A 25677-nucleotide genomic window follows, 5' to 3' on the forward strand; every position below is an offset into this window, starting at 1 on the left:
TAATGCCATCGCTTCTCAGCGTATCAGGAATCTTTATCGAAAAACGTGCCAAACGCTTGGAAGTGGCCTACTCGACAACATGACAAATGAGATGACTGCGGTCTCACACCCAAGCAAATTGGCCTGGTGACCGTCGGCTTCCGTTCGAGACAAAATCCATCGCATCACAAAGATTCATGCTGTAGTCAGTCTTCCCTCAACGCTTGACTGTTATATGTGTACTCACGGCCCCGTTTCCCCCGTCAGCTTGCCATGACACCTGCAATCCAGTGGTATCCCGGTCATATTGCCAAGGCCGAAAAAGCCCTCCAAGAACAACTGAAACGGGTTGATGTCGTCTTAGAAGTTCGGGATGCTCGTGTGCCCCTCGCGACAGAGCATCCCCAAATACACCAGTGGATTGCTGGGAAAGCGCACATTCTGGTGATAAACCGCGTGGACATGGTCTCAAAGACCGCCCGCACCCAGTGGGAAACCTGGCTGAGAGCCCAGGGACAGGTGCCCTACTTTACGAATGCCCAACAGGGCAAAGGGGTGGCTGGCATTGCGAAGGCCGCCCAAGCAGCGGGACAAGAGATGAATCAGCGACGGCGCGATCGCGGCATGCGTCCGCGGGCGGTGCGCGCCGTGGTCATTGGCTTTCCCAATGTCGGCAAGTCTGCCCTCATCAATCGCTTGGTGAAGAAAAAAGTGGCTGAGAGTGCACGAAAACCTGGGGTCACGCGCCAACTCCGCTGGATCCGCATCACTGACGACCTGGAATTGCTAGATGCACCCGGAATTTTGCCCGCTTTATTAACAGATCAAGAGGCCGCCCTGAAACTGGCTATTTGTGATGACATCGGGCAAGCCGCTTACGACAATCAGCGCATTGCTAGCAGCTTAATCGAGTTATTCAAAGCGTTAGATGGGCAAACTGAAGAAGCCTCGTACTTGGCCGCTCTCGACCAACGCTATGGCCTTTCAGCACATGACATAACGGGAGAGACCTATTTGCAACAACTTGCCAGCCTGAGGTACCAGGGCGATCGCGAGCGCACCGCCCGCACTCTACTCCGCGACTATCGCATCGGTCACCTAGGTCAGCTACCGCTGGAATGGCCCACCGAAGAGGAGTAATGAAAAAAATCGATGAAAATCACCACTAAACATGGCTTCTTCCCAGGACCTGGGTATTCTCATCTAAGCAGAACCACCGATTGATCAGGCGACCACGGACCGTCGCTCTGGCAAACGTAACTGTTAGCTGGGTCGAACCCAACTATTGGGCAATCTGCTATTGGGCAATCTGCTGATATCTAGTAGTTCTCAGTTTGGAAGATGGACAATGTTCGCTTAACACGCTGAGTTTTGGAAAATCTTCATGCCGATGTTGCCCGAGTTCTGTATGGCGCAGTTGTAATGTTCCAGTTTACTTGTCCCTTTGAGGTTCCATGCCTGTAAAAGTTCAGGGAGAAGGTGAATTGAATACAAAACAAATTAGTTCACCTATCCACAACAAAATCTGGCCAGGTAAAGTTTCGATCATTGTGGGTGATTTATCCGCAGAAGGTGCGGGACGTTGGGGCGGCGCTGTCCGGCCATTTCTTTTAACCACAGCTCTGCGACAACTCGGAATAGCCGTCGAGATTCTAGGCTTTGCCAATGACAACGTTCCTTTGTCGGTTCCGTCCGAAGTTTCGATTAAAAGATTTCCTAAGACTCAATACCCTCGATTCTTAAACTCAGCTCGACGACTGATACAAGCGATCGAAGGTGACATTATCTATGCTTACAAAACTAAAGCCAGTAGCTTTGGCGTGAGCCTACTAGCTAAAAAATGGTACAAGCGCCCACTAATTTTAGATATTGATGATTGGGAAATGAGTTGGCATGGTGGCGATCAGTGGCGTTATCAACCCTCTCCTAAGCAGCGTTATCGAGATTTAGTCAAGCCTGACGGGGCATTACGGCAACCTGATCACCCCATCTACTTGCAGCGGATGGAAAAGCGAATTAGCCAGGCTGATGCAGTCACAGTACATACCTCATTCCTACAACGAAAATTCGGAGGCATGTGCATTCCCAATGGCAAAGATGTACATCAATTTAATCCCGAAAAATATGATAGCACTAGCAGTCGTCAACAGTTTGGTCTTGAAAACTATAAGGTCTTAATGTTTCCAGGGGCTCCACGTCCCTACAAAGGCTTAGAAGACTTACTAACTGCCCTAGAAATTTTAAATCGACCAAACTTACGCTTAGTCATTGTGGGCGGCAGTCCCTACGACGATTATGATCGCCAACTACACAAGCATTGGGGAAAATACATCATTCAACTACCCAAACTGCCCTATGCCGATATGCCCAAAATTGTCTCAGCCGCTGACATCATCGTCGTGCCTCAAAGAGACACTGCCGCAGCTCAGGCACAATTTCCGCTCAAACTCACAGATGGGATGGCCATGGCAAAGCCGATTTTAGCCACTGCAGTGGGTGATATCCCCAGGATTTTGGGCGACGCTGGCTACATCGTTCCGCCTGGAGATAGCCAAGCAATGGCTCAAAAAATCGCCGACATTTTGGCCAACCTGGAAGCCGCTAAACTTACGGGTTATCGAGCGAGAGAACGCTGTATTCGGTATTACAGCATTGAGGCCATGGCCAACTCTCTTCAGAACCAGGTCTTACCCGCTGTGTGTCCCCATTCAGAAGAGATCATTCAGTCTCAGTCTTAAATTTTCCTCATCCTCAAAACACTTCAGAGAATTCCATATAACCAGTCGCCTACTAGCCACTATGCAATCTTATTCTTCAGAAAAATCAACAGTATCTGACAATAAACTGACTCCCCGACAGATGCTGTGGAGGGTAGCCAAGAGATATCCTTTCAAGATTATTGCAAGCGTTGTAGCAGGCTTTTCCGGAGCTTTGTTTAACGGTGTGGGGACAGCCTTGATTGTTCCGATTATGCTCAGCTTACTAGGTCAAGATGCCATCTTAAAAGATGGCCCACCTATTTTCCAGCTGTTGCTGTCCCCCTTTGAAGACCTACCGGGAGCCTACCGATATGCTGCGATGGCACTAGCAGCATTATTAATGATTATCCTCAAAAATATCAGCAACTATCTTAATGCATTAGCCTCAGGAACTTTAAACCGGGCAATGACAGCCGATCTGCAGCGTCAGGGTTTAGACATTATTTTAGGGGTTGACTTAGAATACTTCTCAAAAGCTCAAGTGGGTGAGTTAATGAACCGCTTAGGCGGTGAAATGAATCGTGCTTCCAGCGCAATCACTAAAAGCATTCAACTCTACGTAACTGCTGGCACTGTTTTGGTCTTTCTATGTCTATTGCTATCAATTTCTGTGCAATTGACGCTAGTAGCAACAATCTTATTACCCATATCGGCTTTCATCAGTCAAACAATCGTCAAGCGATCTAAGGCATATAGCCAAATGCTAACTCAAATCAACAGCCGATATTCTGGTGGGCTGGTTGAGTTGATTAGTGGTATGCGGTTGGTGAGATCCTCAGTAACTGAAGATGTCGAGTATGAACGCTTTTCTAAATATATTGGTGATCGCGAAAAGCTCAATCTTAAGATTCAGATGAACTCACAGATCGTTGCCCCCTTGGGAGAAGTGATTAACATCTCAGTGCTGTTAATTCTGATATTGCTAGCACGAGTCATCTTTCAAGATCAAATAGCGTCACTAGCAGCAATTATGGTCACCTACTTGGTGCTGCTTAATCGATTATTGCCGTACATCTCTCAGATCAATAGCGGTCGTAATCAGCTTGCTCAGGTTTCTGCTTCTGTAGACATCGTGAATGATTTACTGCGAACCGATAATAAATCTTTTATGCAAAATGGTGCATTACCTTATTACGGTCTGAACCACGGACTGGAGTTCAAAAATGTAAGCTTTAGCTACCCCGGCACGGATAATCCAGTATTGACAGATATAAGCTTGAAACTACCGAAAGGAACAACCTTGGCTTTGGTCGGCTCATCCGGGGCAGGAAAGTCTACTTTGGCAGATTTAGTTCCTCGTTTCTTCGACCCTAGCTCGGGGGCGATTTTAGTCGATGGTCAGGATTTGAGGAGTTTTGACATTGCCCAAGTCAGAGAAAACATGGGCATTGTTGGCCAGGAGACATTTCTCTTCAACAACACTGTGCGCTACAACATTGCCTATGGCAATTTCTCAGTATCGGACGATGAGATTCTAGCAGCCGCGAAAAGAGCAAACGCTTATGATTTCATCATGAACCTATCAGAGGGATTGGATACGATGATTGGGGATCGGGGCGTCATGCTGTCGGGTGGACAACGTCAACGGTTAGCGATCGCCAGAGCCTTAGTCCAAAATCCTGAAATTCTGATTCTTGATGAAGCTACGAGTGCATTAGACACTGTCTCAGAGCGGTTCGTCCAAGAAGCCATTGATGAGTTAAGTCGTGATCGTACGACTCTGGTGATTGCGCACCGCCTCTCTACCGTGCGCAAGGCCGATCAAATTGCGGTGATGGAGCAAGGGCGAGTAGTCGAACTTGGTAACCATGAAAATCTTCTGCAGCAGGGAGGAACCTATAGCAAGCTATGTAAACTGCAATTTCACGAGACTAGTGAATCCAACAAACCTAAGCAGCAATTGGCACAAATGTCTTACGAATTCCGTTCTAACTTAAATCAATCAACTGGCTTGCTGTCACTTTTAGCACTTGAGGAAGAAGAAGAAGAAAGAGAAAAGATTATCAAGCAGATGTCATTATCCTTAGAGGATATGTTGAAGAAACTGGAGAAAATAGAAAACACTTCTGATTATAAATATTGAGTTTCATGCATCCTGAATTGAGTTAAACGCTAAGCCCAAGCTTTTAGAACTCTGAGATAAAAAGTATTTCTAATTAATCAAGCTATTTTCTACATAGCTCTTCCATGACTAGGTTATAAAACCAGCGATTGCGGTTTCTACATTCCGCTAAGCTGTCTGGATAAGTTTTTAATGAATCGACAAGTTTCTTCCAGCCGTGAGTATCACAGGTGTGAATATCGCCTGGATTCATAATTCTAAAAATTCTTTTCCCTTTTAGAGTTAATTGCCAGCGTTCTCGATTCCAGCTTCTGACGGGATAAATAGCTGGCTTATGTTTCATAGTCATAAACTTACTGTTAAAAGGGAAAACTAGAACCTTACGGTTCAGTAATGTTCCCCAGTAAGCGGCATGAAAAGAAGTTGTCAAGATGGTCTCTCCAGAACCCAAAAAATCTAAAATCTGTTCTAGATCATTGGTTTCATTGGTCATCCTAGGAACTCTTGGAAATGAAAGACTAAACTTTTTGTGGGATAAGACAACCAATTCATGTTTGATCTCTCGTGGCTTATCAAACGATGGATGCATGCAACTAACACATGGGAGCCAGTCATATTCTGCCCTATAATCTCGGATGCCGATAAGATCTGCTTTCTCAAAATAGGGGCTATAGTCAAATTCGTCAGGCTTATACATGCGGCTACCGTATCGTTGCTGACCAACGCCCCAAAAAATCATCTTGTGCTTTTTATGTTGAGCCAGGTTGGTAATACCCGGCAAAAATCTCTTATACAGTAAACCTCCGCCGCCAATGATCAAATGTGCATCATCAACATCAGATTCACCCACTTTTCTGATGTCAGCTACATGACAATCAAAGCCTGGGAAGTCAAAATACTTCAATGGCGACGATAGGAGATCGCCAACATTACCTTGATCTGGGACGTGATAGTTGATCAGTTTGTGCATTTTTCTATTGCGTTAAAAGTAAAAGGGCTATCTCAACGTGAGGCCAATATTAATTTTTCGCCTTAAATTATCCTCTGATTCAGAGCCAGGAGGGCATCGAAAAAATCTAAGCTACGTGCTCTAGATGCGGAAAATTATCATAGTTTCATACTAGAGAAAATATATCGTCCAAATACAAGAACAGAAATTCAAAGCTGAACTATATTCACATGATTTTCTTGAATCAATCAACTCATTAGCGCGACAGATTAACGTCTACTAGCGATCTTTTTGATAGTAGCTGAGGTACCATTCAACAAATTTTTGAATACCATTCTCAACGGAGGTCAGTGGCTTGAAGTTGATATCCTTCATCAAGTCATTGATATCTGCGTAGGTAGCAACTACGTCTCCCGGCTGCATTGGCTTCATGATCTTCTCTGCCGATTTTCCCATCGCCTTTTCGATGACTTCTATAAATTTCATCAGTTCCACGGGCTGATTATTGCCAATGTTATAAATTTTGTATTGGGCTTTGGAATTGATTTCTTCACCTGTAGATATTTGACTGGGTAAGTGATCTAACAGGCGGATAATGCCTTCCACGACATCATCTATATAAGTGAAATCACGCCTCATTTTGCCCTGGTTATAGACTTCTATCGGGCGATCATGGGCGATCGCATCCACAAATTTGAAGTACGCCATGTCAGGACGCCCCCATGGCCCATACACCGTAAAAAAGCGCAGTCCTGTCACAGGGAAATCATATAAATGGCTGTAGGCATGAGCCATTAATTCATTGGCTTTTTTAGTGGCTGCATATAACGAGACTGGATGATCAACTGAATCTTGAGTTGAAAATGGAACTTTTGTGTTGGCCCCATATACTGAACTGGAGGAGGCAAAAATCAAGTGCTTTAGATTAGAACTATGACGGCAACCTTCTAGAATGTTGAGAAAACCAGATAAGTTTCCATCCGCGTAGGCATGAGGATTTTGTAAAGAATATCGGACGCCAGCCTGAGCGGCCAAATGAATGACATGCGTAAAAGAATTCTTGGAAAATAAAGTTTCTACGCCAGAATGATCATTTAGGTCTAATTGCTGAAAAGTGAAATTAGAGCTGTTCTTGAGCTGAGCTAAGCGATCGCACTTCAGCTGTACCGAGTAGTAATCATTAAGGTTGTCAATGCCATAGATTTTCTGCCCAGCATCTAATAACTTTCGAGCCACGTGAAAGCCAATAAAACCGGCTGCACCAGTAATCAGAATTGTCATAGCCTTTTATGTATAGAGCTGGCTCATGCCAAAGACGACAGAATCGTACGGATAATGTACGCACCAATTAAGATGCCCAAAAAAGTGAAACTGCAACCATGATACGCAGCGCCTGCACTAAATGCTTCCTCAGATTGTCTCCCGACAAGAAAAAGTATTTAGGCCAGCTGTCTGCATTGGGCACAGCACCTTCGTACTCGACAGTTAATAAGTAGGTAGGCACAACTATTTCACAGACGGGTTTCGACTCCGCTCAACCCTCAACTTCTGACCTGCCAAACAATATCACTGATTGAGCGGAGCCGAAATCAGCCATCAGGCTATCGTTTAATGAGGCGTTTAATTCGGCCCAGCGACTTAGCGGAGCAGCACCTCAAGCTGGGCTGGGGTGCATCGTAAACTTCAGCAACAGTGACTTCGTCCCAATGGCATGAACCTGAAGAGGAAGGGTACCCGCTGACAAGTTATCAGTCCCTTGCAGCGCTTTTGGCGCTTGGTCTGATAGGAGTGCGAGGGCTAACTGAACAGCCGACATTGCCCATGGTGACGAAGCAAGTGATCACAGAGCACTAGAGCCATCATCGCTTCTACCATTGGTACGGCACGGGGCAAGACGCAGGGATCGTGACGGCCTTTGGCTGCGAGTACCGTTTCAGTGCCGTCATTGGTCACGGTGTTTTGCGCTTTACGAATCGTGGCGGTGGGCTTAAAAGCCGCACGAATGATGATGTTTTCACCATTGCTGATGCCGCCTTGGGTGCCTCCCGAACGATTGGTGCGGGTACGCCAGTTGCCGGTTTCGTCGGTGTAATATTCGTCATTATGTTGGCTGCCTGTCAGCAATGTACCGGCAAAGCCAGAACCCAACTCAAAGCCTTTACTCGCCGGTAATGACATCACGCCTTTGGCTAGATCCGCCTCTAGCTTGTCGAACACGGGGGCACCGAGTCCTTTGGGGACGCTGCGAGCCACACACTCTACCACGCCGCCGATGGAATCGCCTTGGTCGCGGATTTGCTCAATTCGGTCGATCATGTGTTGGGCCGCTTCGGCATCGGGGCAGCGAACAATATTGCTTTCGACCTGTGCCAGGGTCACGGTATCGGGATCAATCACGCTTTCAATGTCTTGGATGCGCTTGACGTAGCCGATAATTTCAACGCCGGCGTATTGTTGGAGAATCTTTTTGGCGATCGCCCCGGCGGCGACTCGGCCAATGGTTTCCCGCGCTGAGGAACGTCCGCCGCCCTGGTAGTTGCGAAAACCATACTTGCTGTCATACGTGGCATCGGCATGGGAGGGGCGATAGGTGGTTGCCATCTCACTGTAGTCCTGGGGGCGCGTGTCTTTGTTGCGCACCATGATGGCAATTGGCGTACCCAGCGTTTTACCTTGAAACACCCCTGACATGATCTCGCAGCGATCGGCTTCTTTACGCGGCGTGGTGATTTTGCTCTGACCGGGACGACGGCGATCGAGCTCTACCTGAATTTCTTCGGGGGTGATTTCAATTTGCGGTGGACATCCGTCGATAATGACGCCCACGGCTCCCCCATGGGATTCGCCAAAGGTGGTAATGCGAAAAAGATGTCCAAATGTGTTGCCCATAAAGCCTAAATTGCCCAGCCAAAGAGGTTTATAGAACCGAACAGAAACGCTGTTTGATGTCCAATTCCAGACTTTCATCCTAGTACAGTCTGCGGGGACTTTGGCAGGCGAAAAGGTGGCGAGGATTAACCGCGATCGCGCTGCCGCTGCCGCCATTGCTTCAACGCCAGATAACGATGCAGCACCCACTGCTCCCATGGGGGACGGTGCTTTTGGTAGTAATAGCGCTGACTGCGGCGGTATTCTGCCGCCATTTTGCCGGCGACTTGGGCGACGGAATAACCGCCAATGTGGATGAGCGAAACGGCTGGAGTATACAGCAGTCGATACCCGGCGTCGCGCAACCGCTGACACAAATCCGACTCTTCGAAATACATGAAAAAGGTTTCGTCAAAGCCACCGATCTCGAAAAAGTGCGATCGCCGCATCAGCATCGCCGCCCCCACAATAATATCGACGTATTGATCAGCGCCATACTGTTGGGCCAAAGCGGGTCGGCAAGCCGGTTGACGATACTTTCGCACCGCTTGCAGCGTAAGCCATTCGCCCCACAGCCCAATTTCATAGGCCGTAGAGAGTTGAAAGCTACCATCAGGATTCAGCAATCGTGGCCCCACGATGCCAATGTCGGGGGCTGAATCTAGTTTGCTCATCAAAGCGGGCAGAATATTGTTCTGGATGAGCGTGTCAGAATTCAATAAAAATAAGTAGGTTCCTTGAGCGTGATGTGCCCCAATATTATTCGCTGTGCCAAACCCTAAATTCTCCGACTGGCGCAATAGGTGAACCTCAGGGAATTTTTGCTCAATAAGGTCAGGACTGCGATCGCGCGAATCATTGTCGACCACAATCACTTCCACAGTCGCCGTATCCAGATGTTGAAAAATGGACGCGAGGCAATCGATGATGACATCACCACCGTTGTAATTGACGATAATAATTGAAACTTTTAAATCACTCACTTGGAGCTAAATATCAGTACATGATCAAAGAACCAGTCTTTGACTTTTAACCAGTCCAACACAAATTTATTGACCCATAAACGCAGCGCACAGCCTCGGGCTCCATAGCCACAGATGACACTGTATATTCCTAGTTTCAAAATTGGCACGCCAAAATCGATTCTATTTTCGGGAATAGGATTTAGCTTTGCCGCGATTTTGGGCGGATAAAATCGTTGATAAAATGCCCGACTTAGCGCTTCATGGATGGAGTAGCTCTTGAGGGTAAGACGACACTTTTTGGCCAGCCATTCTTCCAGTTCAACCCGAATAGTACCCGCAAACTCTCGGGCTCCAACCACATTATCGCCATGCTGTCGATATTTAACCAGGGGTTGCCGGAGATGGGCAATGTGCCCTCGATGGGAGGCGACAAGCGCCATCCAGTGGTCGTGATACCAGGCAGTTGAACCGTATTGTTTGGGGAAGGGCAACAGATCTGAAATTAAGCTTCGCCGAATCATGACGGTGCATCCCGTGACGGAATTCCGCAGCAGCAACAATTTCGTGTTCAGATTTTCGGGGCAGCGCTTTTCATAGTCCCAAACGGATGGATGCAGTTGCTGGCCCTGAGCGTCAATCAGTTCCAAATCCGAATGCGCCAACAGGGCCTCTTGGGATTCGATTTCGCGTAAGAGAATTTCTAGCTTCTGGTGATGCCAAATATCATCCTGATCAGAAAATGCGAGATGGGTAATATCAGGTCGATGGCTAAAATATTGAATGCCGGCTTCGAAATTATGATACGCGCCTAAATTTTGTGGCTGAACATAGTAAGTAAACCGTGCATCGTGAGCAATTTCAGCTCGGATGAAATCCTGAATGTCAGGAGCAGAACCGTCATCTGTGATGAAGCAAACCCACTGTGAAACTGTTTGGCGCTTAATGGAGTCAATCTGTTGCTTAAAGTAGGTGCGATCACAATTATAGGTGGCTAACACGATCCCCACCTTAAACGGTTGCAGTGCCGATTCTTCTCGCTCCATAGCCGCCCGTCCCCTTACAGAATTCGCGATCGCGCTGACTTCACAATGCTGTGAATATTTTACTGGTCAGCGGTCTGGCCGCTAATAATGGGTTCCAGTTTTGCGGAAGTGGACAGCGGTCTTCGCATCGGGCTTCAACACTTCGCCATTTTGGATGGTGGCATAGACGACCCAATGATCCCCGCATTCCATCCGGTTGGCGACTTCGCATTCGAGGAAGGCGATCGCGTCTTGCAACACCGGGCAACCATTTTCTGCATCTTGAATATCCATGTCGGCAAAGCGGTCTTCTCCTGGGCCAAAGGGTTTCAAAAAATGCTTCATCGGTCCGAGGTGGCTCCCCTCGGCCAAAATGTTGAGCACGAAAGGGCTACCGGGATATAGCAGGGACTCAATGGCGCGGTCCTTAGCCACGGCCACAGTAAAGCCAGGGGGCGTAAAGGTGGCTTGTGATACCCAGGATGCCAGCATGGCGCTGCTGGCGTCGCCCTTGCGAGTGGTCACTACACAGAGAGACCCCACCAGCCGTCCCACCGCCTGTTCCACCGAAGTGGCGGGGGTGCGAGGCGCTTTGGCCCGCTTCACTTTTTTGAGCGCTTGGGCAAAGTCAGTCCCGAGTTCCTCACAATATTGCAGCGTCGATTCGGTGGGCTTGAATTTGACGCGAATGGGGTCAAACGCCAAGCTATAGCCGCCGTCTTTGAGTTTACTTTCCAGCAGATCGATCGCTTCCCCACTCCAGCCAAATGAGCCAAATACCCCGGCGAGTTGAGTTTTAGAGGCCGTCGAGAGAATGATGCCCAGCGCCGTTTGAATCTGCGTGGGGGCGTGTCCGCCGAGGGTCGGTGAACCAATCAAAAATCCGGCGGATTTTTCCAGCGCCGCCTTGATCTCCTCGGGAGCCGTCTGTTCCGCATTGATGGACTCTACCGCGACACCGGCTTTGGTGATGCCGTGGGCCAGGGTTTGGGCAATGGTGGCGGTGTTGCCGTAGGCCGAAGCGTAGATTAAGGCGACGGAAAGTTCTTTCCCCTTTTGCTGCTGACTCCAGGTTTGATAGGCCTGGAGCAAGTCACGGGTGTGGTAACGGACAGCTGGCCCGTGGACGGGCGCAAACATTCGGATAGAAAGCGCTTCCAGCTTTTCGAGGGCGACGCTGACCTGGCGGGCATTGGGGGCCATGAGGCAGTCGTAGTAGTGGCGGCGATCGCTCAGCAACTCTTGCCAATTCAGGTCGTACACCGAGTTGTCGCACAGGTGCATGCCAAAGAACTTATTGCTAAAAAGTATCTGGGTATATTCGTCGTAGGTCCACAGACCTTCAGGCCAGCGGGGGGTCGGCACGGGCAAAAATCGCAGCTGATGGCCTTTGCCCAGATCAATTTCGGCTTCGCCGCCTTTCACAACCTGAATGCGGGGCGTCTGGTTTTCCAGCAAATCTTCCAGGGCTTGGGCGGCGGGGTTGGAACAGACGATGGTGGCGTTGGGGGCTTTCGCCAGCAGCACCTGTAGGGTCTTGACGCGGTTGGGGTTGATGTGTCCCAAGATGATGTAATCTAACGCGGCAGGATCGATCTGCTGTTCCAACGTCGCCACAAAGCTGTCGGTAAATGACTCGCCGGGAAAGTCGATGAGCGCGGCGCGATCGCCCCGAATCAGATAGCTATTAGAGGTCGTGCCCCGCTCTAAGGCATACTCGATTTCGAAACGAAGTCGTTGCCAACTGCGCGATCGCATCACTTCAGTATCAGCAGCGATGGTGAGTGTTTGCACATCGCGCGGTTGGGTCGTGGTCATGGCTACAATCCCTCTTGCCTCAGCGGGTCTGAACGTCTGTCGATTAAATCCATCATAAAGCTGGCCCACTCACCCTGGAGCCTGGGCCACAGTCGACTAACGCTTACCCCCAGGCTGAGCAATCTGTCGGCAGGGGATCGTAAAATTGCGCTGCCGGAATGCCGCCCATCGTGACCGGAGGCCATTAATCGCAGTCGCGGTTGGCCAGAGAACCATCGGGCATCACGGTGTTGCAAAACAGCACCTGGCTGCGGTTAACCCCTCGCAAATTGGCATCTTTGAGATTGGCTCCTTTGAGATTGGCCTGGCCCAATTTGACCGCTAGCAACACTGCCCCTTCTAAATCGGCATTCGACAAGTCAGCATCCAGCATATTGGCCTGAGACAAGTCGGCTCCCCGCAAATCAGCTCCTGAAAAATTGGCATTTACCAACTGGGTTCCATTCATTTGAGCCCCCTGAAGATTCGCCCCGCTAAGGTTGGCATGATCCATAAACGCCAGCATAAAATCGACTTTTGATAAGTCAGCATTACTGAGATTGGCATCGGTCAGGGTGGCAATTTTGAGATTAGCACCGCTCAAGTCCAGACCACTTAAGTCGGCTTCATCCAAAATGCAAACAGGGCAGTCTTTGGTCTCTTTGAGGAGATCAATGTCTTCTTGAATTGCCGCCCAACTCGGTTGAGCCAACCCTAGCCACAGTAGGACAATCAGGCAAAGGGCAAGTAGAGGATGCTTCATTCTGAAATTTGGGGTTGCAACGGTTACATTGTCTCACCCAGGCGATCGCTCTAGGCAACTGATCAGGATTTTGTCTGCTGTGGGCCCGCAAACGCGTCCTTGGTGGGGGAGTGGCCGACCAAGAACGCCGCAGGGTAGGCATGAACGGCGACGTCTGACTCAGGGGTTGGTCAGTCCCTCTTGAGCAAAGGAGATGAAGGGGGATCAGCACTAGCTGGACGCTAAACACATCCCTTGGCATTGCCCAACCCCTTACAGCCGCCTTTCCATCTTGGGGCGGTTATTTAAGGGCTCAGTCCTAAGGGACGAGGATCCAGCAACATCCAAATTTTTGAGGGCAGGCATCTTGCCTGTCTGGGGACAGCCGAGACGGTCATCCCAACTTATTGAGTGCTCATTCCTAAGCTCAGGATTACCGAACACTCGTCTCTTGGCTTCCAGGGCTGGCCTCGTGCAAAGCTCTGGGGCAATTCTCAGCATGAATCCTGATCAAATTAACCCTGACCCAGGTCAGTCCCAGCCACACCCAGCCATTCAATCACCCAACTACCCAGCCACGGCCCTCATCAAGAGACAACCTTCTCGCCGCTCCCCCAGGGCAAACACAAAGAAAACTCAACAGTTCTCCATATTTCTCAGGATTGCCTTTTAGGCTCAAGATATATCAAGACTCACATTCCTTTTTTTGCATGGTTAAAGCACCCTCTCCGGCAGCCCCGGTTGCTCCCCCTGAACCAGTCCCTGCCACTACGCAGTCTCTGGTGTTTGATGTCAGTGGCATGATGTGTGCCGGGTGTGTGCGAGCCGTTGAAAAGCAACTGACTGCCTGCGATGGCGTCCAGAGCGCCACGGTAAACCTGATTACCGAGGTGGCGGTGGTGGAAACCTTGGCCGATCGCAAAGTCGATCCCCAGACCCTGGCCGATCGCCTGACCCAAAGCGGCTTTCCGAGTCAGCCACGCATTGCAGTGGATGGCACCGCCACGAACGCTGGACTGACGGACTGGCTGGAGCGCAAGCAGCAAGAAAATCGGGCACAGACGGGGCGACTCGCGATCGCCCTCACCCTTTTAGCCCTCTCGACGCTGGGGCATCTGCATCACTTCGGCTGGGTCACGGTGCCCGTATTGAGCAACCTGTGGTTCCACTTTGGGTTGGCGACGGCGGTGCTGCTGTTCCCCGCCCGCGAAATTGTGGTCGATGGCTGGCAAGGGGCGCGGCGCGGTACCCCCAATATGAATACCCTCGTGGCGTTGGGGGCGCTGAGTGCCTACGGGGCCAGTGTCGTGGCGCTGCTGTGGCCCACCCTGGGGTGGGAATGTTTCTTTGATGAGCCGGTGATGCTGCTCAGCTTCATCTTGCTGGGCCGCACGCTGGAGCAGCGGGCGCGCTTTCGGGCCACGGATGCCCTGCGATCGCTGATTGCCCTACAGCCTGCCCAAGCTCGCCTGATCGGGATGCCGGCGGCAGATGGCAGCACTCAACCGGGGGTCGACATTCCCGTGAGTGCTGTGCAGCCAGGGGAATGGTTGCGGGTGCTGCCGGGGGAGACCATCCCCGCTGATGGGGTGATCGAAACCGGGCAGACCACGGTGGATGAGTCGATGCTGACGGGCGAATCGTTGCCCGTGGAAAAGCAGCCAGGGGACGGGGTTGTTGCGGGCACGGTGAACCAAACCGGGGCGATCGCCCTCAAAGTCACCGAAACGGGCAGTGACACGATGCTGGCCCAGATGATCCGTCTGGTGGAAGCGGCCCAAACCCGCAAAGCCCCGATTCAACGGCTGGCCGACGTGATTTCGGGCTACTTCACCTATGGCGTGCTGACTCTGGCGACCCTCACCTTTCTCTTTTGGTATTTGGTTGGTCTGCCCCTCTGGCCCGACGTGATGAATAGTGCCCTGGGGGCCATGCACGCCAATCACGAGATGACGATGCAGTCTTCGACACTGCTGGTGAGTTTGAAGTTAGCGATCGCCGTCCTCGTTATCGCCTGTCCCTGTGCGTTGGGCCTCGCGACCCCCACCGCCATTCTCGTCGGTTCTGGCATGGGGGCCGAGCGGGGGCTGCTAATTCGCGGCGGCGATGTGCTGGAAATGCTCAGCCAGATCGACACCGTCGTTTTTGACAAGACGGGCACCCTCACCGCAGGGGTACCGCAAGTGACCGTCTGCCAATCTCTCGCTGATGACCTGACCGACAGCGACTTGCTCAGCCTCGCCGCCACGGTCGAAAGTGGCACCCAGCATCCCCTCGCGATCGCCATTCAGCAAGCAGCGGCAGCTCAATCGCTGGAGTTGCCCCCCGCTAGCAACTTTCAGACCCAAGCGGGACTCGGCGTGGCCGCCACGGTCACCTGGCGCGAGCAGGCCCACCCCGTGTGGATTGGCAAAGCCGACTGGTTGGCGCAACAAGGTGTGGTGCTGACGGATACGGCGACAGCACAAATGGCGGCCATTGCCCCAGGGCAAACCGCCGTGTACGTCGCCTTGGGCGATCGCGTCGTGGGGCTCATTGCTGTCGCCGACGAGTTACGGGAGGATGCGCAGGCAACCGTCACGGCACTACAGCAGCAAGGTATTAGCGTGTACTTACTGACGGGCGATCGCGCCCCCGTGGCCCAAGCGATCGCCGCCGCCGTCGGCATTCCGGCCACCCAAGTTACCGCCGAAGTGCTGCCCATGGATAAGTCACAAGCGATCGCGGCGCTGCAAGCCCAAGGCCATCGCGTGGCGCTGGTGGGCGATGGCATTAACGACGCCCCCGCCTTGGCCCAGGCCGATGTCGGCATCAGCCTCAGTTCAGGGACAGATATTGCGGCAGAATCCGCTGGGGTAGTGTTGATGAGCGATCGGCTCACCGGAATTTTAGAATCTTTGCGTTTGGGACAAGCAACTGTTGCTAAAATTCGGCAAAATCTCGCCTGGGCCTTTGCGTACAACCTCATTGGCATTCCCGCCGCTGCGGGCGTTTTCCTGCCCGCCTATGGTGTCAGCCTCAGTCCCGCCGTCGCTGGCGGACTGATGGCCTTCAGTTCCGTCACGGTGGTCGTTAACTCCCTCTTGCTCAAAGCCCAGCGCCTCGACCCTCTCTAGTGTGCAGATACAGTGCCATGATCCGCTCCCGTTCTAAAACCCGTCTGGTCTTCCTGCAAATCGGTTTTTGCTCGTGGGGCGCTTTACTGCTAGGGTTTTTGGCCTTCCTGTGGCTGCGTCCCCAGGGTCAATTTGCCATCAGTCAACTGCCGCTGATGACGATGGCCCTGTGGCTTGCGGGCATTGGCTTGGTGGCGTTTCTGTTAGCGGGGCTACTGAGTCGCAAAACTCGGGTTTATATCTTGTTTTTTGTCGCGGTGCTGTTGGTTTTGGTCAACGGGCTAGCCTATTTTGGCGCGTACACCCTGACCCACTACAACGATTCCATGCTGCCGGGATTAGCCTTTGCCCCCAAGCCCGAAAATGCCAGTAATCCGGCTGAGTTTGGCCTCGACTACGCCACCGAGCGCATTGCCATCAACGACACCGAATGGCTCGAAGCCTGGCGCATTCCCTACTATGGTGAGTCCCAGGGCACGGTGCTGCTGTTTCCGGGCAATGGCGGCAACAAAGCCCACCAGCTCATGTGGCCCGCTGGCAAATTTCACCAAATGGGCTATCACACCCTAATGGTCGATTTTCGCGGCCAGGGTGGGTCCAGTGGCAACAGCGCCACCATGGGCCTGCGCGAAGCGGCAGATGTGGCCGCCGCTATGGCCCATGCTGAACAGATTGGCTTGCCCCGTCCCTACGTGCTGTACGGGGTGTCAGCGGGTAGCGTCGCCGTCATGAAAGCGGTGGATGATGGCCTTCAGCCCGACGCCACTATTTTAGAAATGCCCTTTGCCCATTTCATGAAAGCGGTGAAAACCCGCATGAAAGCCCAAGATTTTCCCACCACGGGCGTGGCGGAGCTGTTGGTGTTTTGGGGCAGCGTGCAGCACGGCGTCAATGGTTTCTTCCATAATCCGGTCAACTATGCCCAGTCCATGTCGATGCCGACCCTCATCCTCCAGGGGGAAAATGACCGCTGGACGACCCTGGAAGAAATTGATGAAATTTACGACAATCTGCCCGGTGCCAAAGAACTGGTGGTCTTTCCGAATACGGGGCACAGCCTGCTCGTCACGGTGGATGAGACCCTATGGAGTCAGAGCATTCGCGACTTTTTGCAAAGCCAAGGGGTGGCGCAGCAATCGTAACCAGACAGCCTTTTCCCCATCTCAGGAAAAGGGCTGATGGGTCGCGGCTGGCAAGCGTGGGTATTCACCTTGCAGTTAATCGCAGTTGATGACGGACTACACTGCCTTGGACTTCGGGCTAAGCGTTAGGAGATGACACTGCCTGAATTGAAAATGCTCAGGGGTCTTTAAGGCAGGGGGTTTACACAGCACTGATCATCCAAATGCACTGAGCGCGATCGCAACTGTTCAGGCCACCGTCGGCGCTTCTAAGTCGTTCCAGTAGCGACCCATCCACTGGGCAACTTCCCTCCTCACATCATCGGCCTTAAAAATCGAACAAAAACGAATAGCGCCACTGTAACTAGCTGTAGGGCCGTAATCGGCAGACTGTATTGCAAAAAGGTCTGAAACGAGATGCGCTGACCATGCTGCTCGGCAACGCCAGCCGCCACGATGTTAGACGAGGCACCAATGAGTGTGCCATTGCCGCCTAACGTCGCGCCAAACATCATGGCGTAAAAGAGCGGCAGTACCTCAAGGGGCAGACTCCCGGCAAAATTGGGGTCGAGAATATCGGGCGTCGCTAACCCCACGTTGACGAGATATTCCTTGAGCAGGGGCACCATGGCAACCACGAGGGGAATGTTGGGCACCAAGCTCGACAGTCCGCCCACCAGCAACAACAACAGAATGGAGCCTAGGGCGATGTTGCGTCCCAGAATGAGCGCTAGTACGCCGGAAGCGGCACTCAGCACACCTGTTTTTTCCAGGCTGCCGATCAGCACAAACACGCTCATAAAAAACAGCAGGGTGCTCCAGTCTAAATCTCGCAGAATGTTTTGGATTGTATCGATGCGGCTGTGGTGGGTAATGAGCAAGCATAAGGCCGCCCCGGTGAGGGCTCCGGTGGCGGGCGAAATCGGCACGGGTAAGGTTTCGCCCACGACGAAGAGGGTTAGCACTAGCGCCACAATGATGCCCCCCAAAATCAACATGCGGGGATGGTTGACGCGGGGCTGGGGCAGTTGCGCTAAGTTATCCAGCTGCTTGTGCCAAATGCTGGGGAACAGGACAGGCAGCAGCACCACGATCGCCCCCACCGCGATCGCGCCTCCCAAACTCAGCGATTTTAGATAGTCCAAAAAGCTGATGTTGATGGCATCGCCGACGATAAAGGTTGCCGGATCGCCCACCAGGGTCAGCAGTCCGGCACTGTTGGCGGCAAACACGAGCAAAATCAGCAGCGGCACAAAGTTCACCCCCAGTTCCGTCGCAATGGGAGGCAATAGGGGAGCCAGCAGCATGACGGTGGTGGCGTTGGGCAACACCGCGCAAATGGGGGTGGTGATGACCACAATGCCCAGCAGCAAGCGCTTGCCCTGGCCGCCCGACATGTGCACTATTTGCGTAGCCAAATATTCGAAGATACCTGTCGGTTCGAAGGCGCGCACCATCACCATGACCCCAAAAAAGAGGGCCAGGGTGGCGTAGCTTTGAGCAATGTAGTCAACGGCTTCGGTGAGGGTGAGCACGTTGAGAAAGAGCAACAGCATAGCGCCCAGCATGGCGGCGATCGTCAGCTGCAAGCGCTCGGTCATGATGCAGACGAGGACGCCGACAAAGACGCTGAGGGATGAAACAGCGGCAAAGCTTCCCATGGGAATCTCCTGGATAGTGAGACGATTGAGCCAGATACCAGGAGATCACACGTCTCCTCTCAAGGCCGACGAAGTTAGCTGACGGGCTGGGCGTGAGAGTTCGCCCCCTTGCAACTGCAAGGTTTGCCCCAAAGATGGGTCCTCCGCTTTGGTCATAGACCAAACTAGGCCGATGGCTCAGATAAATTTCTCCGACAATAGCACTAATTTTTAGAGCTGACAATTAGGCGGCATGATAACTCGCGAATCAGCGCGATCGCTCTTGCTGCCCCGCTGTGACGATTCCTTGTCCAGAGGGTTGTCTTCTTTGTTGATGGATAGTGAGTGAGGGGCGATCGCGCGTTTAGTCCCTCAGAGCCACTCAAATATAGGTTTGTAAGAGCCGAATCATGGCCCCGACCGAGGCCAGGGAGGCGGTTTCATTGGGGGTATGGTATTCCGTAGTAGGCACTTGCAGGGTAGTGCCACTGATGGCTCCGTCGGTGGCGGCAGTTAAGCGACCCATTTCGGTGCGGCCCAGAGAGTAGGGTTTGGTGCGGGTGCGGTTTTGGGCGGTGATGTAATCGTCTTTGTAGCTGTAGGGGATGTCAAGCTGGGTGCAGCGATCGGCGAGTTCTTGGGTGATGCCTGTGGCAAAGTCAGCGCTGGCATCCTTGCGACGCAAGGTGACTAACTGCTGATCGGCGGCGGCGCGATCGTGGTAAGGGCTGGTATCGAGGGCGACTAATCGCTGGGTAGTGAGTTGCTGCCGCTGAAACCAGGACAGGGCATAGCGCCAACTGCGACCCGATTCTTCTTGGGCGGTGAAGAGGGCCGTACCCGCAAAGCCACAGCGAAATAGAAAGAGGATGATCGCGGCACTCAGCACGTTATCCAACTGGGCGGAGATGTAGCCATCGTTAAATTGCAGGCGATCGAGAAAGGCGATCGGGGTTCCCGGTTGCAGGTGCTCTAGGCCATCGACTTCAAAGATCAAGTTTTTGCGCTCTGGGCAAATATAGGAGCGGGTGATGTGTCCCTGGCCGATGTAGGTGCCAGTGTAGGGGAGATGAGCCTGCACCCGTTGCCCTTGAAAGCGATGCTCAATGGTGTTGAGCATTTGTTCAGAGACCGAATCCCCCGTGAGTTCGCTTTGGTTGCCCGCGATAAACGCTGCGTATTGAAACTCGTTGGGGCCGGTGCAGAGGAGGCCGTGGCGATCGATGTGGGCCGACAGCATCAGGTCGTGGGGGCGATCGCCCTGGGCGACTAAGACGCCGTGATAGTAGGTAACCTCAGCCCCAACTTCTTCTAGCTCGCGCCGCAGCACCCGAAAGAAGGAGTCTTCGCTCCCCACTACGGAGGGTTCTCGAATCAGCAGTTGCAGAATTTCCAACAATTCCGTCAGCTCGGCGACGCCTTCGGGTAGCGAGGCATTTTGGGCCACCAGTTGCTCGACAACCATATTCAAAGGGCTCATGGGGCAACCTTAATCTTGAGTAGCTTGCAACGATACTGCTTTTCCCCATCGCATTTGGTTGAGCTCACTACAATTCGCCAGCATCGAGTCCTCGTTCTCGTTGTAGTTGGTTGGCGAGTTGGACGTTGGCAAGGGTCTGGGTTTGAATCCAACTCAAGTTGGGAATGACTGAAATGGTGGAATTGCTGGCCGCTATTAATCATCCGTTCAGATCGGAAACCTGTATTGAGCGTCTTCGGGTGATGATGTCAGGTACTGCTCTAGAACTAACCGACCCTCTGAGAGGGATTTTCCAAGACACTGCCAAATGTCTCAAAGGCACTGAGCGCCTTCAATTTATGGCGCAAGTCGTCCAAGCCTTAGGCCCAGGTGGTCAAGCGTAAGCGGAACGGGAATTGGGATGGAACCGAGGCACGATTCGCAAAGGTTGGCAGGAACTGGCCCACAGTCCCATCCGTGATGCCTTTGAGCAAACGGGGACGGAAACCGACCGAGGCCCGTTTACCGCAGTTGCTGGATGACATCCGGGCCATTGCGGAACCGCAAACTCAGGCCGACCCGTCCTTAACCAGTCAGCGACTCTATACCCGTCTCAGTGCCGCCGCCGTGCGCCGTCAACTGATCGCTCAAAACGGCTACCAGGATGCTGAGTTACCCACGGAGGAAGTGATCCGGCAACGGTTGAATCAGTTAGGTTATCGTCTCCAGCGCGTGGCTAAAACCAAACCTCAGAAAGTGATTGCCGAAACCGAGGCGATTTTTGCGGCAGTCAATCGAGTCAATCAGGCCCCCGATGAGGATGAACACACCTTGCGGCTCTCGATAGATGCTAAAGCGACGGTCAAAATCGGCGATTATGACCGAGGGGGGAAAAATCGCGTGCTCATCCCCGCGACTGACCATGATTTCCAGCCCACTGACACACTGACCCCCTTCGGCATTTTTCTGCCGACGACGCATGAGCTTTGGCTCAGCTTCGTGAGATCCAAACTGACCGCCGATGCCATCGTGGATTGCTTGGAAAATTGGTGCAACAGGTCAAAGCGCGATTGCCCCACATCCGTCGGTGGGTGATGAATGCTGACAATGGTCCTGAAAATCACTCCCGACGCACCCAATTGATGGCGCGATTAGTGGCGCTGGCTCAACGAGAGCAACTCACCATTCAATTGGTCTACTATCCGCCCTATCACAGCAAATATAATCCTGTGGAGCGCACCTTTGGTTGGCTCGAACAGCATTGGCGCGGCAGCCTCTTGGACTCAGTCGAAACCGTTATCGGCTTTGCTGAATCGCTGACTTTTAAAGGGCATCATCCCACCGTTAATCTGGTTGCACAGACTTATCATAACGGCGTCAAACTCACCCAAAAGGCCATGAGGCAACTCGAACAGAAACTGCGCCGATTGCCAGATTTAGAAAAGTGGTTTGTCGAAATCCCTCCGATGCCTGTCTAGCGAGTGGATGTCTTTTTTCTTGGCGCACTCTAATCTTGCGTGGCTTAATCGCACACATGATAAAACTCGACTTCACTAAAATTGCGATCGCTGAGTTGCTCATCGGGAATGAAAAAGAGAAAAGATTCGTCAGAGTCTGGATAGCCCAACTCCAGTAGCAGTCTGCCATTCGTAGACGCGGCGATTTCATCAGTGTCGGCATGAAGGTCCACATATCCACCCAGTTTATTGCCTCGAATGCGGGTTTCGCTGTCATGCAGGTAATCCCACAGCCATTCGTCAAAGGTTCTACACAGTTGTTTAAGTTCTTCAGGACGACTAAACTCTTCGCCGTACCGTGACTCCCAAAACAAATCTCGACTCGGAGAGAAGGCAATTGGATAAACTTCAGGATAAAACTCCCGGATCGTCGTTTCGCTTTCAATAAAGCTGAAATCTGTCATTAAGTCACTGGGATTGGTCGATATCTCTGGAAAATAGAGAACCCGATATTTGCCAGGGGTTGCGCTTGCATCAGCGGGTTCAAACCCCAGATAAAATTGTAAAATGCCCGCTTGAGGAAAATCAAACCCAGCAATCGGTGGAACTTCAGCACAGTTAATTTGCATCACTAGAGGCATCGCTTTACCCGTCCCTGGATCAATGGGATACTCTGCAGTCTTAGGGAAATAAGGGTTGCCGCCAATCTTACTCCGCCATACCGTCAGCGGGTCGCCAGGGCCTCTGTCGTAATAGTCCATGTTGCCAACTTTTTCTCCAACCTGAATTTGGACATAAGGCACTAAATTTTGTTGGAGGAACGATCGCAACGGCTCAAACTGAGATGGCAAATCCACCAAAAACGGCGGCATATCGGTTGTTGCTTGGGGTACTGGTGGGCGTTGGTCCGGAGGGGGCACTGGAGTAACGACCGCTGGACTTGAACGAGAAATCTGTTTTTCAACCGTTGGTGCTCCTAATACTCTGAACTGTTGCAGGTGTAAGCCAGTGGTGTCGTAGTTTAGGTGCAACGTATCCGGTGGGCCAGATGGTTCGAGAGGGTAGGAGAACGGTTGATTATTCAAATAAAAAACGATGTCTCTCGCTGGGGTTAGCACCAGAACATAGTGAAAGATTTGACCTGACGCAATTGCACTAGGAAGTTCGAGCCGTTCTTCCCGCTTTACGCTCCCGACAGCAGACCATTGCATCATTTGTCTTTGATTAGGTTGAAAGTCAAACCCATAGATGTAAACTGTCTCTCGACCCTGGTTTGCCGATAACCGAATGGTAAAACCGCCACACGCCAGATCGTGAAAGGTGCCAACCATCTGAATACATGTGAGCGATCGCGGTAAAGGGATGCTGTAGTTGCAATACTGCAACTCGCGGAAACTAAACCCTAGCTGATGCTTGACGGCAGGAAGAAGGTTTCGCGCAACGCGAGGCGGATAGAGCGGAGACTGATTCAAAAGCTCAATGCTGGGGACAGGAATGGTTGGATCAATCGCTGGCAGTGGCGGCGCAGCGACTGGTGGACTGGTTGGCTCCTGACTCAGGCTGATTTCACTGTCCGTTGGAGATTCGGAAGCAGGGCGATCGCGGCTGGGTTCCTGCCATTGTCCTTTGTGATACTCCTCCCACCTGGCGTCGGTTCCATCGCGATCCCATCGGACGAGCATGGCTACTGCCGTCAGTCGAACCTTCACCCGGCGGGACTGGTCGTACAGCTCAACGTACTCTTCGGTTCGGGTCGTCTCCCGAAACCGCCACGACTGGCTCTGGCGACGAGTCTCCTCGTTCACCTCTTCCCAGCCACCCTGCCCATCCGCAGCGAACCACGCGCTTCCGTAAACCCAGTAGTGCCGTGGATCGGTAAGCAACTGCTCTGACGAGATTGGGCGATCGTCTCCCGATGAAACTTGCACATAGCCTTTTCTCAACTTTTCATTGATTTTCTTTGTTGCTTCGGCTTGCGCTTTTTCAGTCGTTTCATAAGCCGTGCTGGACAACTGTCCTGACGTGCCAATCCGACCGTAGCGGATCGTCACCTCTGCCTGAGCTACAGTCACTTCATAGAATTTGTGAGATTGGCCGTCTGACAACTCTAAATAAACCGTTTCTGAATGGGGGCGATTACTACTGGCATCAATACTCATAGAATCCTATACCTCAGAAACTATTTCTGCCCCAAGCTAACTTATGCCTAAATTGCGTGCAAGTGTCTGTTTCCTTTACTGGTTTTCAGTTTCCAAATAGCTCCTTTCTGCCACCCTTATAAAAGAGAAAGCTAACGTTCCGGTTGAGCGGATGCTTAGATTTTCGCATCCTTGCCGAGATGTCCTTTCCGTCCGCTCCAGCCGGGTTGTTATGCGGCGTTTAGTCACGCAAGGTCTACTTATTGCTTCCAAACATCATATGTGCAACCAGCGATCGCCACAATGAGTCAGGAAGAATTTTGTGCATGAGCAAAAAGGCTTCTCCATGTGGAGAATATCGCAATCTCTGTGAGCGATCGTTTGCAGCCTTATAAATGGTTCTAGCAACTCCTTCAGGACCAGGCAGCGAATCATTTAATCCTTCACTGAACTGCTTCACGCGCTCAACTAAATTGGCATAGTTTGAGTGATTTGTCCAAGCTGAACCATGATTGATGAAGTTAGTTCTAATTCCACCTGGCTCAATAATCTTGACTTGAATATTGAAACGACGCAATTCATAACGCAAAGCCTCAGAAAGACCTTCTACAGCCCATTTAGTCGCATGGTAAGAGGACGCAAGCGGAAAAGCGAGGCGACCCCCAATAGAGGCCACATTGATAATTGAACCTTTCCCTTGTCGGCGCATAACTGGGAGAACTTTTTGAATCGTAGATACCAAGCCAAAGACATTGGTTTTAAATTGGCGCTCTAATTGCTCAGACGTCACGCCTTCAAGCGGTCCCATAAGTGCATATCCTGCATTATTGACAAGTGCATCAATTCGCCCAAACTGCACGAGCGTCTCATGAACTGCAATCTCAATCGTCTCAGAAGATGTGACATCCAAACGTGGACAAATCACCTTCTCTGCTTTCGTCCAATCTCCTGCATTCATGGGCGATCTCATCGTGGCTGACACATTCCAGCCCTTCTGAAGGAAATACTTTCCGGTTGCCTCGCCAATGCCACTTGAAGCGCCTGTAATCAAAACAGTTTTACTCATTTTTGGATATCCCTACCAGAAGTCTAAGTGCTGATATCCAGCAGCGTAAACTATGGAGTATACTCCACAGTCAAGTGGAGTATAAAAGCTCATGGATACCCTATGCTGATCGGTGAACTGTCTAAGAAAACAGGGCTATCAAAAGACACAATTCGTTTTTACGAGAAAATGGGACTAATTGCTGCAAGCGATCGACGTGCAGGAACAAGACTTTATAAGGAATATAACTCAGAAACAGTGGAACGACTCCTGATGATTGTTCAAGGCAAAGGACTAGGATTTACACTTAATGAAATTAAACAATTGCTTAATGAATGGGGAAGTGATGCAATCTCGAAGCGAGGTCAAATCAAAATTGTTGAGCGCAAGATTGAAGAAATTGTCGAAAAAACACGGCAGCTAGACGTGATCAAAACTTATCTTGTTGCCAAGCTGGGAAAACTGAACGAAGAAGTTTTGTCTGAATCCTCAAACCTAACAGATTAGCTTCAAACTATAGCCTCACCGGTAGTCTAGTCGCATAACGTTCTCCTTCAG

At 51.5% G+C, this 25677-nt stretch carries 17 protein-coding genes, 1 pseudogene and 1 riboswitch; of the genes and pseudogenes, 7 read left to right on the forward strand and 11 right to left on the reverse strand.

The features are described from left to right. Positions 1–252 precede the first annotated feature (252 nt). From ylqF to JUK32_RS21565, 3 genes are all read left to right on the forward strand, one after another. On the forward strand, positions 253–1119 hold the full coding sequence (gene ylqF / locus JUK32_RS21555; protein ID WP_204140933.1) for a ribosome biogenesis GTPase YlqF: 867 nt from the start codon (positions 253–255) through the stop codon (positions 1117–1119). A gap of 314 nt (positions 1120–1433) precedes the next feature. Beyond that, complete coding sequence (locus JUK32_RS21560; protein WP_204140934.1) at positions 1434–2717, forward strand: glycosyltransferase family 4 protein; 1284 nt, start codon at positions 1434–1436, stop codon at positions 2715–2717. 61 nt (positions 2718–2778) lie between these two features. Then, positions 2779–4821, forward strand: coding sequence for an ABC transporter ATP-binding protein (locus JUK32_RS21565; RefSeq protein ID WP_204140935.1), 2043 nt, complete (start codon positions 2779–2781; stop codon positions 4819–4821). Between the two features lie 82 nt (positions 4822–4903). Here the strand turns inward: JUK32_RS21565 and JUK32_RS21570 are convergent, their stop codons facing one another. The 7 genes from JUK32_RS21570 to JUK32_RS21600 form a co-directional block, all read right to left on the reverse strand. Further along, positions 4904–5770 carry a hypothetical protein gene (locus JUK32_RS21570; protein ID WP_204140936.1) on the reverse strand — a complete coding sequence of 289 codons (867 nt, stop codon included), beginning with the start codon at positions 5768–5770 and terminating at the stop codon, positions 4904–4906. Between the two features lie 258 nt (positions 5771–6028). Continuing rightward, a complete protein-coding gene (locus JUK32_RS21575; protein ID WP_204140937.1) occupies positions 6029–7030 on the reverse strand; it encodes an NAD-dependent epimerase in 1002 nt (333 codons plus the stop codon). 516 nt (positions 7031–7546) lie between these two features. Beyond that, positions 7547–8638: a chorismate synthase gene (gene aroC / locus JUK32_RS21580; RefSeq protein ID WP_204140961.1), complete on the reverse strand. Its 1092-nt coding sequence runs from the start codon at positions 8636–8638 to the stop codon at positions 7547–7549. A 125-nt stretch (positions 8639–8763) separates the two neighbouring features. Further along, positions 8764–9600: a glycosyltransferase family 2 protein gene (locus tag JUK32_RS21585; RefSeq protein WP_204140938.1), complete on the reverse strand. Its 837-nt coding sequence runs from the start codon at positions 9598–9600 to the stop codon at positions 8764–8766. After that, positions 9597–10625 (reverse strand): glycosyltransferase family 2 protein, encoded by a 1029-nt coding sequence (locus tag JUK32_RS21590; RefSeq protein WP_204140939.1) that lies wholly within the window; start codon positions 10623–10625, stop codon positions 9597–9599. The genes JUK32_RS21585 and JUK32_RS21590 overlap by 4 nt, the downstream gene beginning before the upstream one ends. An 81-nt stretch (positions 10626–10706) precedes the next feature. Next, positions 10707–12422, reverse strand: coding sequence for a diflavin flavoprotein (locus JUK32_RS21595; RefSeq protein ID WP_204140940.1), 1716 nt, complete (start codon positions 12420–12422; stop codon positions 10707–10709). 184 nt (positions 12423–12606) lie between these two features. Further along, positions 12607–13164 (reverse strand): pentapeptide repeat-containing protein, encoded by a 558-nt coding sequence (locus JUK32_RS21600; protein ID WP_204140941.1) that lies wholly within the window; start codon positions 13162–13164, stop codon positions 12607–12609. Between the two features lie 689 nt (positions 13165–13853). Between JUK32_RS21600 and JUK32_RS21605 the strand changes: the two genes are divergently transcribed. Together JUK32_RS21605 and JUK32_RS21610 are read left to right on the forward strand one after the other, a co-directional pair. Then, a complete protein-coding gene (locus JUK32_RS21605) occupies positions 13854–16259 on the forward strand; it encodes a cation-translocating P-type ATPase (protein WP_204140942.1) in 2406 nt (801 codons plus the stop codon). Positions 16260–16276: 17 nt separating this feature from the next. Beyond that, the gene (locus JUK32_RS21610) at positions 16277–17401 is read left to right on the forward strand and encodes an alpha/beta hydrolase (RefSeq protein ID WP_239112934.1); all 1125 of its coding nucleotides are present in this window, start codon (positions 16277–16279) and stop codon (positions 17399–17401) included. A 293-nt stretch (positions 17402–17694) separates the two neighbouring features. Here JUK32_RS21610 and JUK32_RS21615 read toward each other — a convergent pair whose 3' ends face one another. Both JUK32_RS21615 and JUK32_RS21620 read right to left on the reverse strand, forming a co-directional pair. Further along, positions 17695–19041, reverse strand: a complete 1347-nt coding sequence (locus JUK32_RS21615) for an SLC13 family permease (RefSeq protein WP_204140943.1) — start codon at positions 19039–19041, stop codon at positions 17695–17697. A 49-nt stretch (positions 19042–19090) separates the two neighbouring features. Further along, positions 19091–19222, reverse strand: a riboswitch (cyclic di-AMP (ydaO/yuaA leader). A 180-nt stretch (positions 19223–19402) separates the two neighbouring features. Continuing rightward, on the reverse strand, positions 19403–20500 hold the full coding sequence (locus tag JUK32_RS21620; RefSeq protein WP_204140944.1) for a peptidase M42: 1098 nt from the start codon (positions 20498–20500) through the stop codon (positions 19403–19405). 395 nt (positions 20501–20895) lie between these two features. On the opposite strand from JUK32_RS21620, the pseudogene JUK32_RS21625 reads away from it, so the two are divergent. After that, positions 20896–21957: pseudogene (locus JUK32_RS21625) on the forward strand (ISAzo13 family transposase). A gap of 44 nt (positions 21958–22001) precedes the next feature. Here JUK32_RS21625 and JUK32_RS21630 read toward each other — a convergent pair. Beyond that, positions 22002–24095: a DUF1963 domain-containing protein gene (locus JUK32_RS21630; protein WP_204140945.1), complete on the reverse strand. Its 2094-nt coding sequence runs from the start codon at positions 24093–24095 to the stop codon at positions 22002–22004. Positions 24096–24330: 235 nt separating this feature from the next. Beyond that, the gene (locus JUK32_RS21635) at positions 24331–25140 is read right to left on the reverse strand and encodes an SDR family oxidoreductase (protein ID WP_204140946.1); all 810 of its coding nucleotides are present in this window, start codon (positions 25138–25140) and stop codon (positions 24331–24333) included. A gap of 102 nt (positions 25141–25242) precedes the next feature. Between JUK32_RS21635 and JUK32_RS21640 the strand changes: the two genes are divergently transcribed. Then, positions 25243–25626: a MerR family transcriptional regulator gene (locus JUK32_RS21640; protein WP_204140947.1), complete on the forward strand. Its 384-nt coding sequence runs from the start codon at positions 25243–25245 to the stop codon at positions 25624–25626. Positions 25627–25677: the final 51 nt, after the last annotated feature.

Origin of the sequence: Halomicronema sp. CCY15110, assembly GCF_016888165.1 — a bacterium.
In the GTDB taxonomy this organism is placed as follows: domain Bacteria; phylum Cyanobacteriota; class Cyanobacteriia; order Phormidesmidales; family Phormidesmidaceae; genus Halomicronema.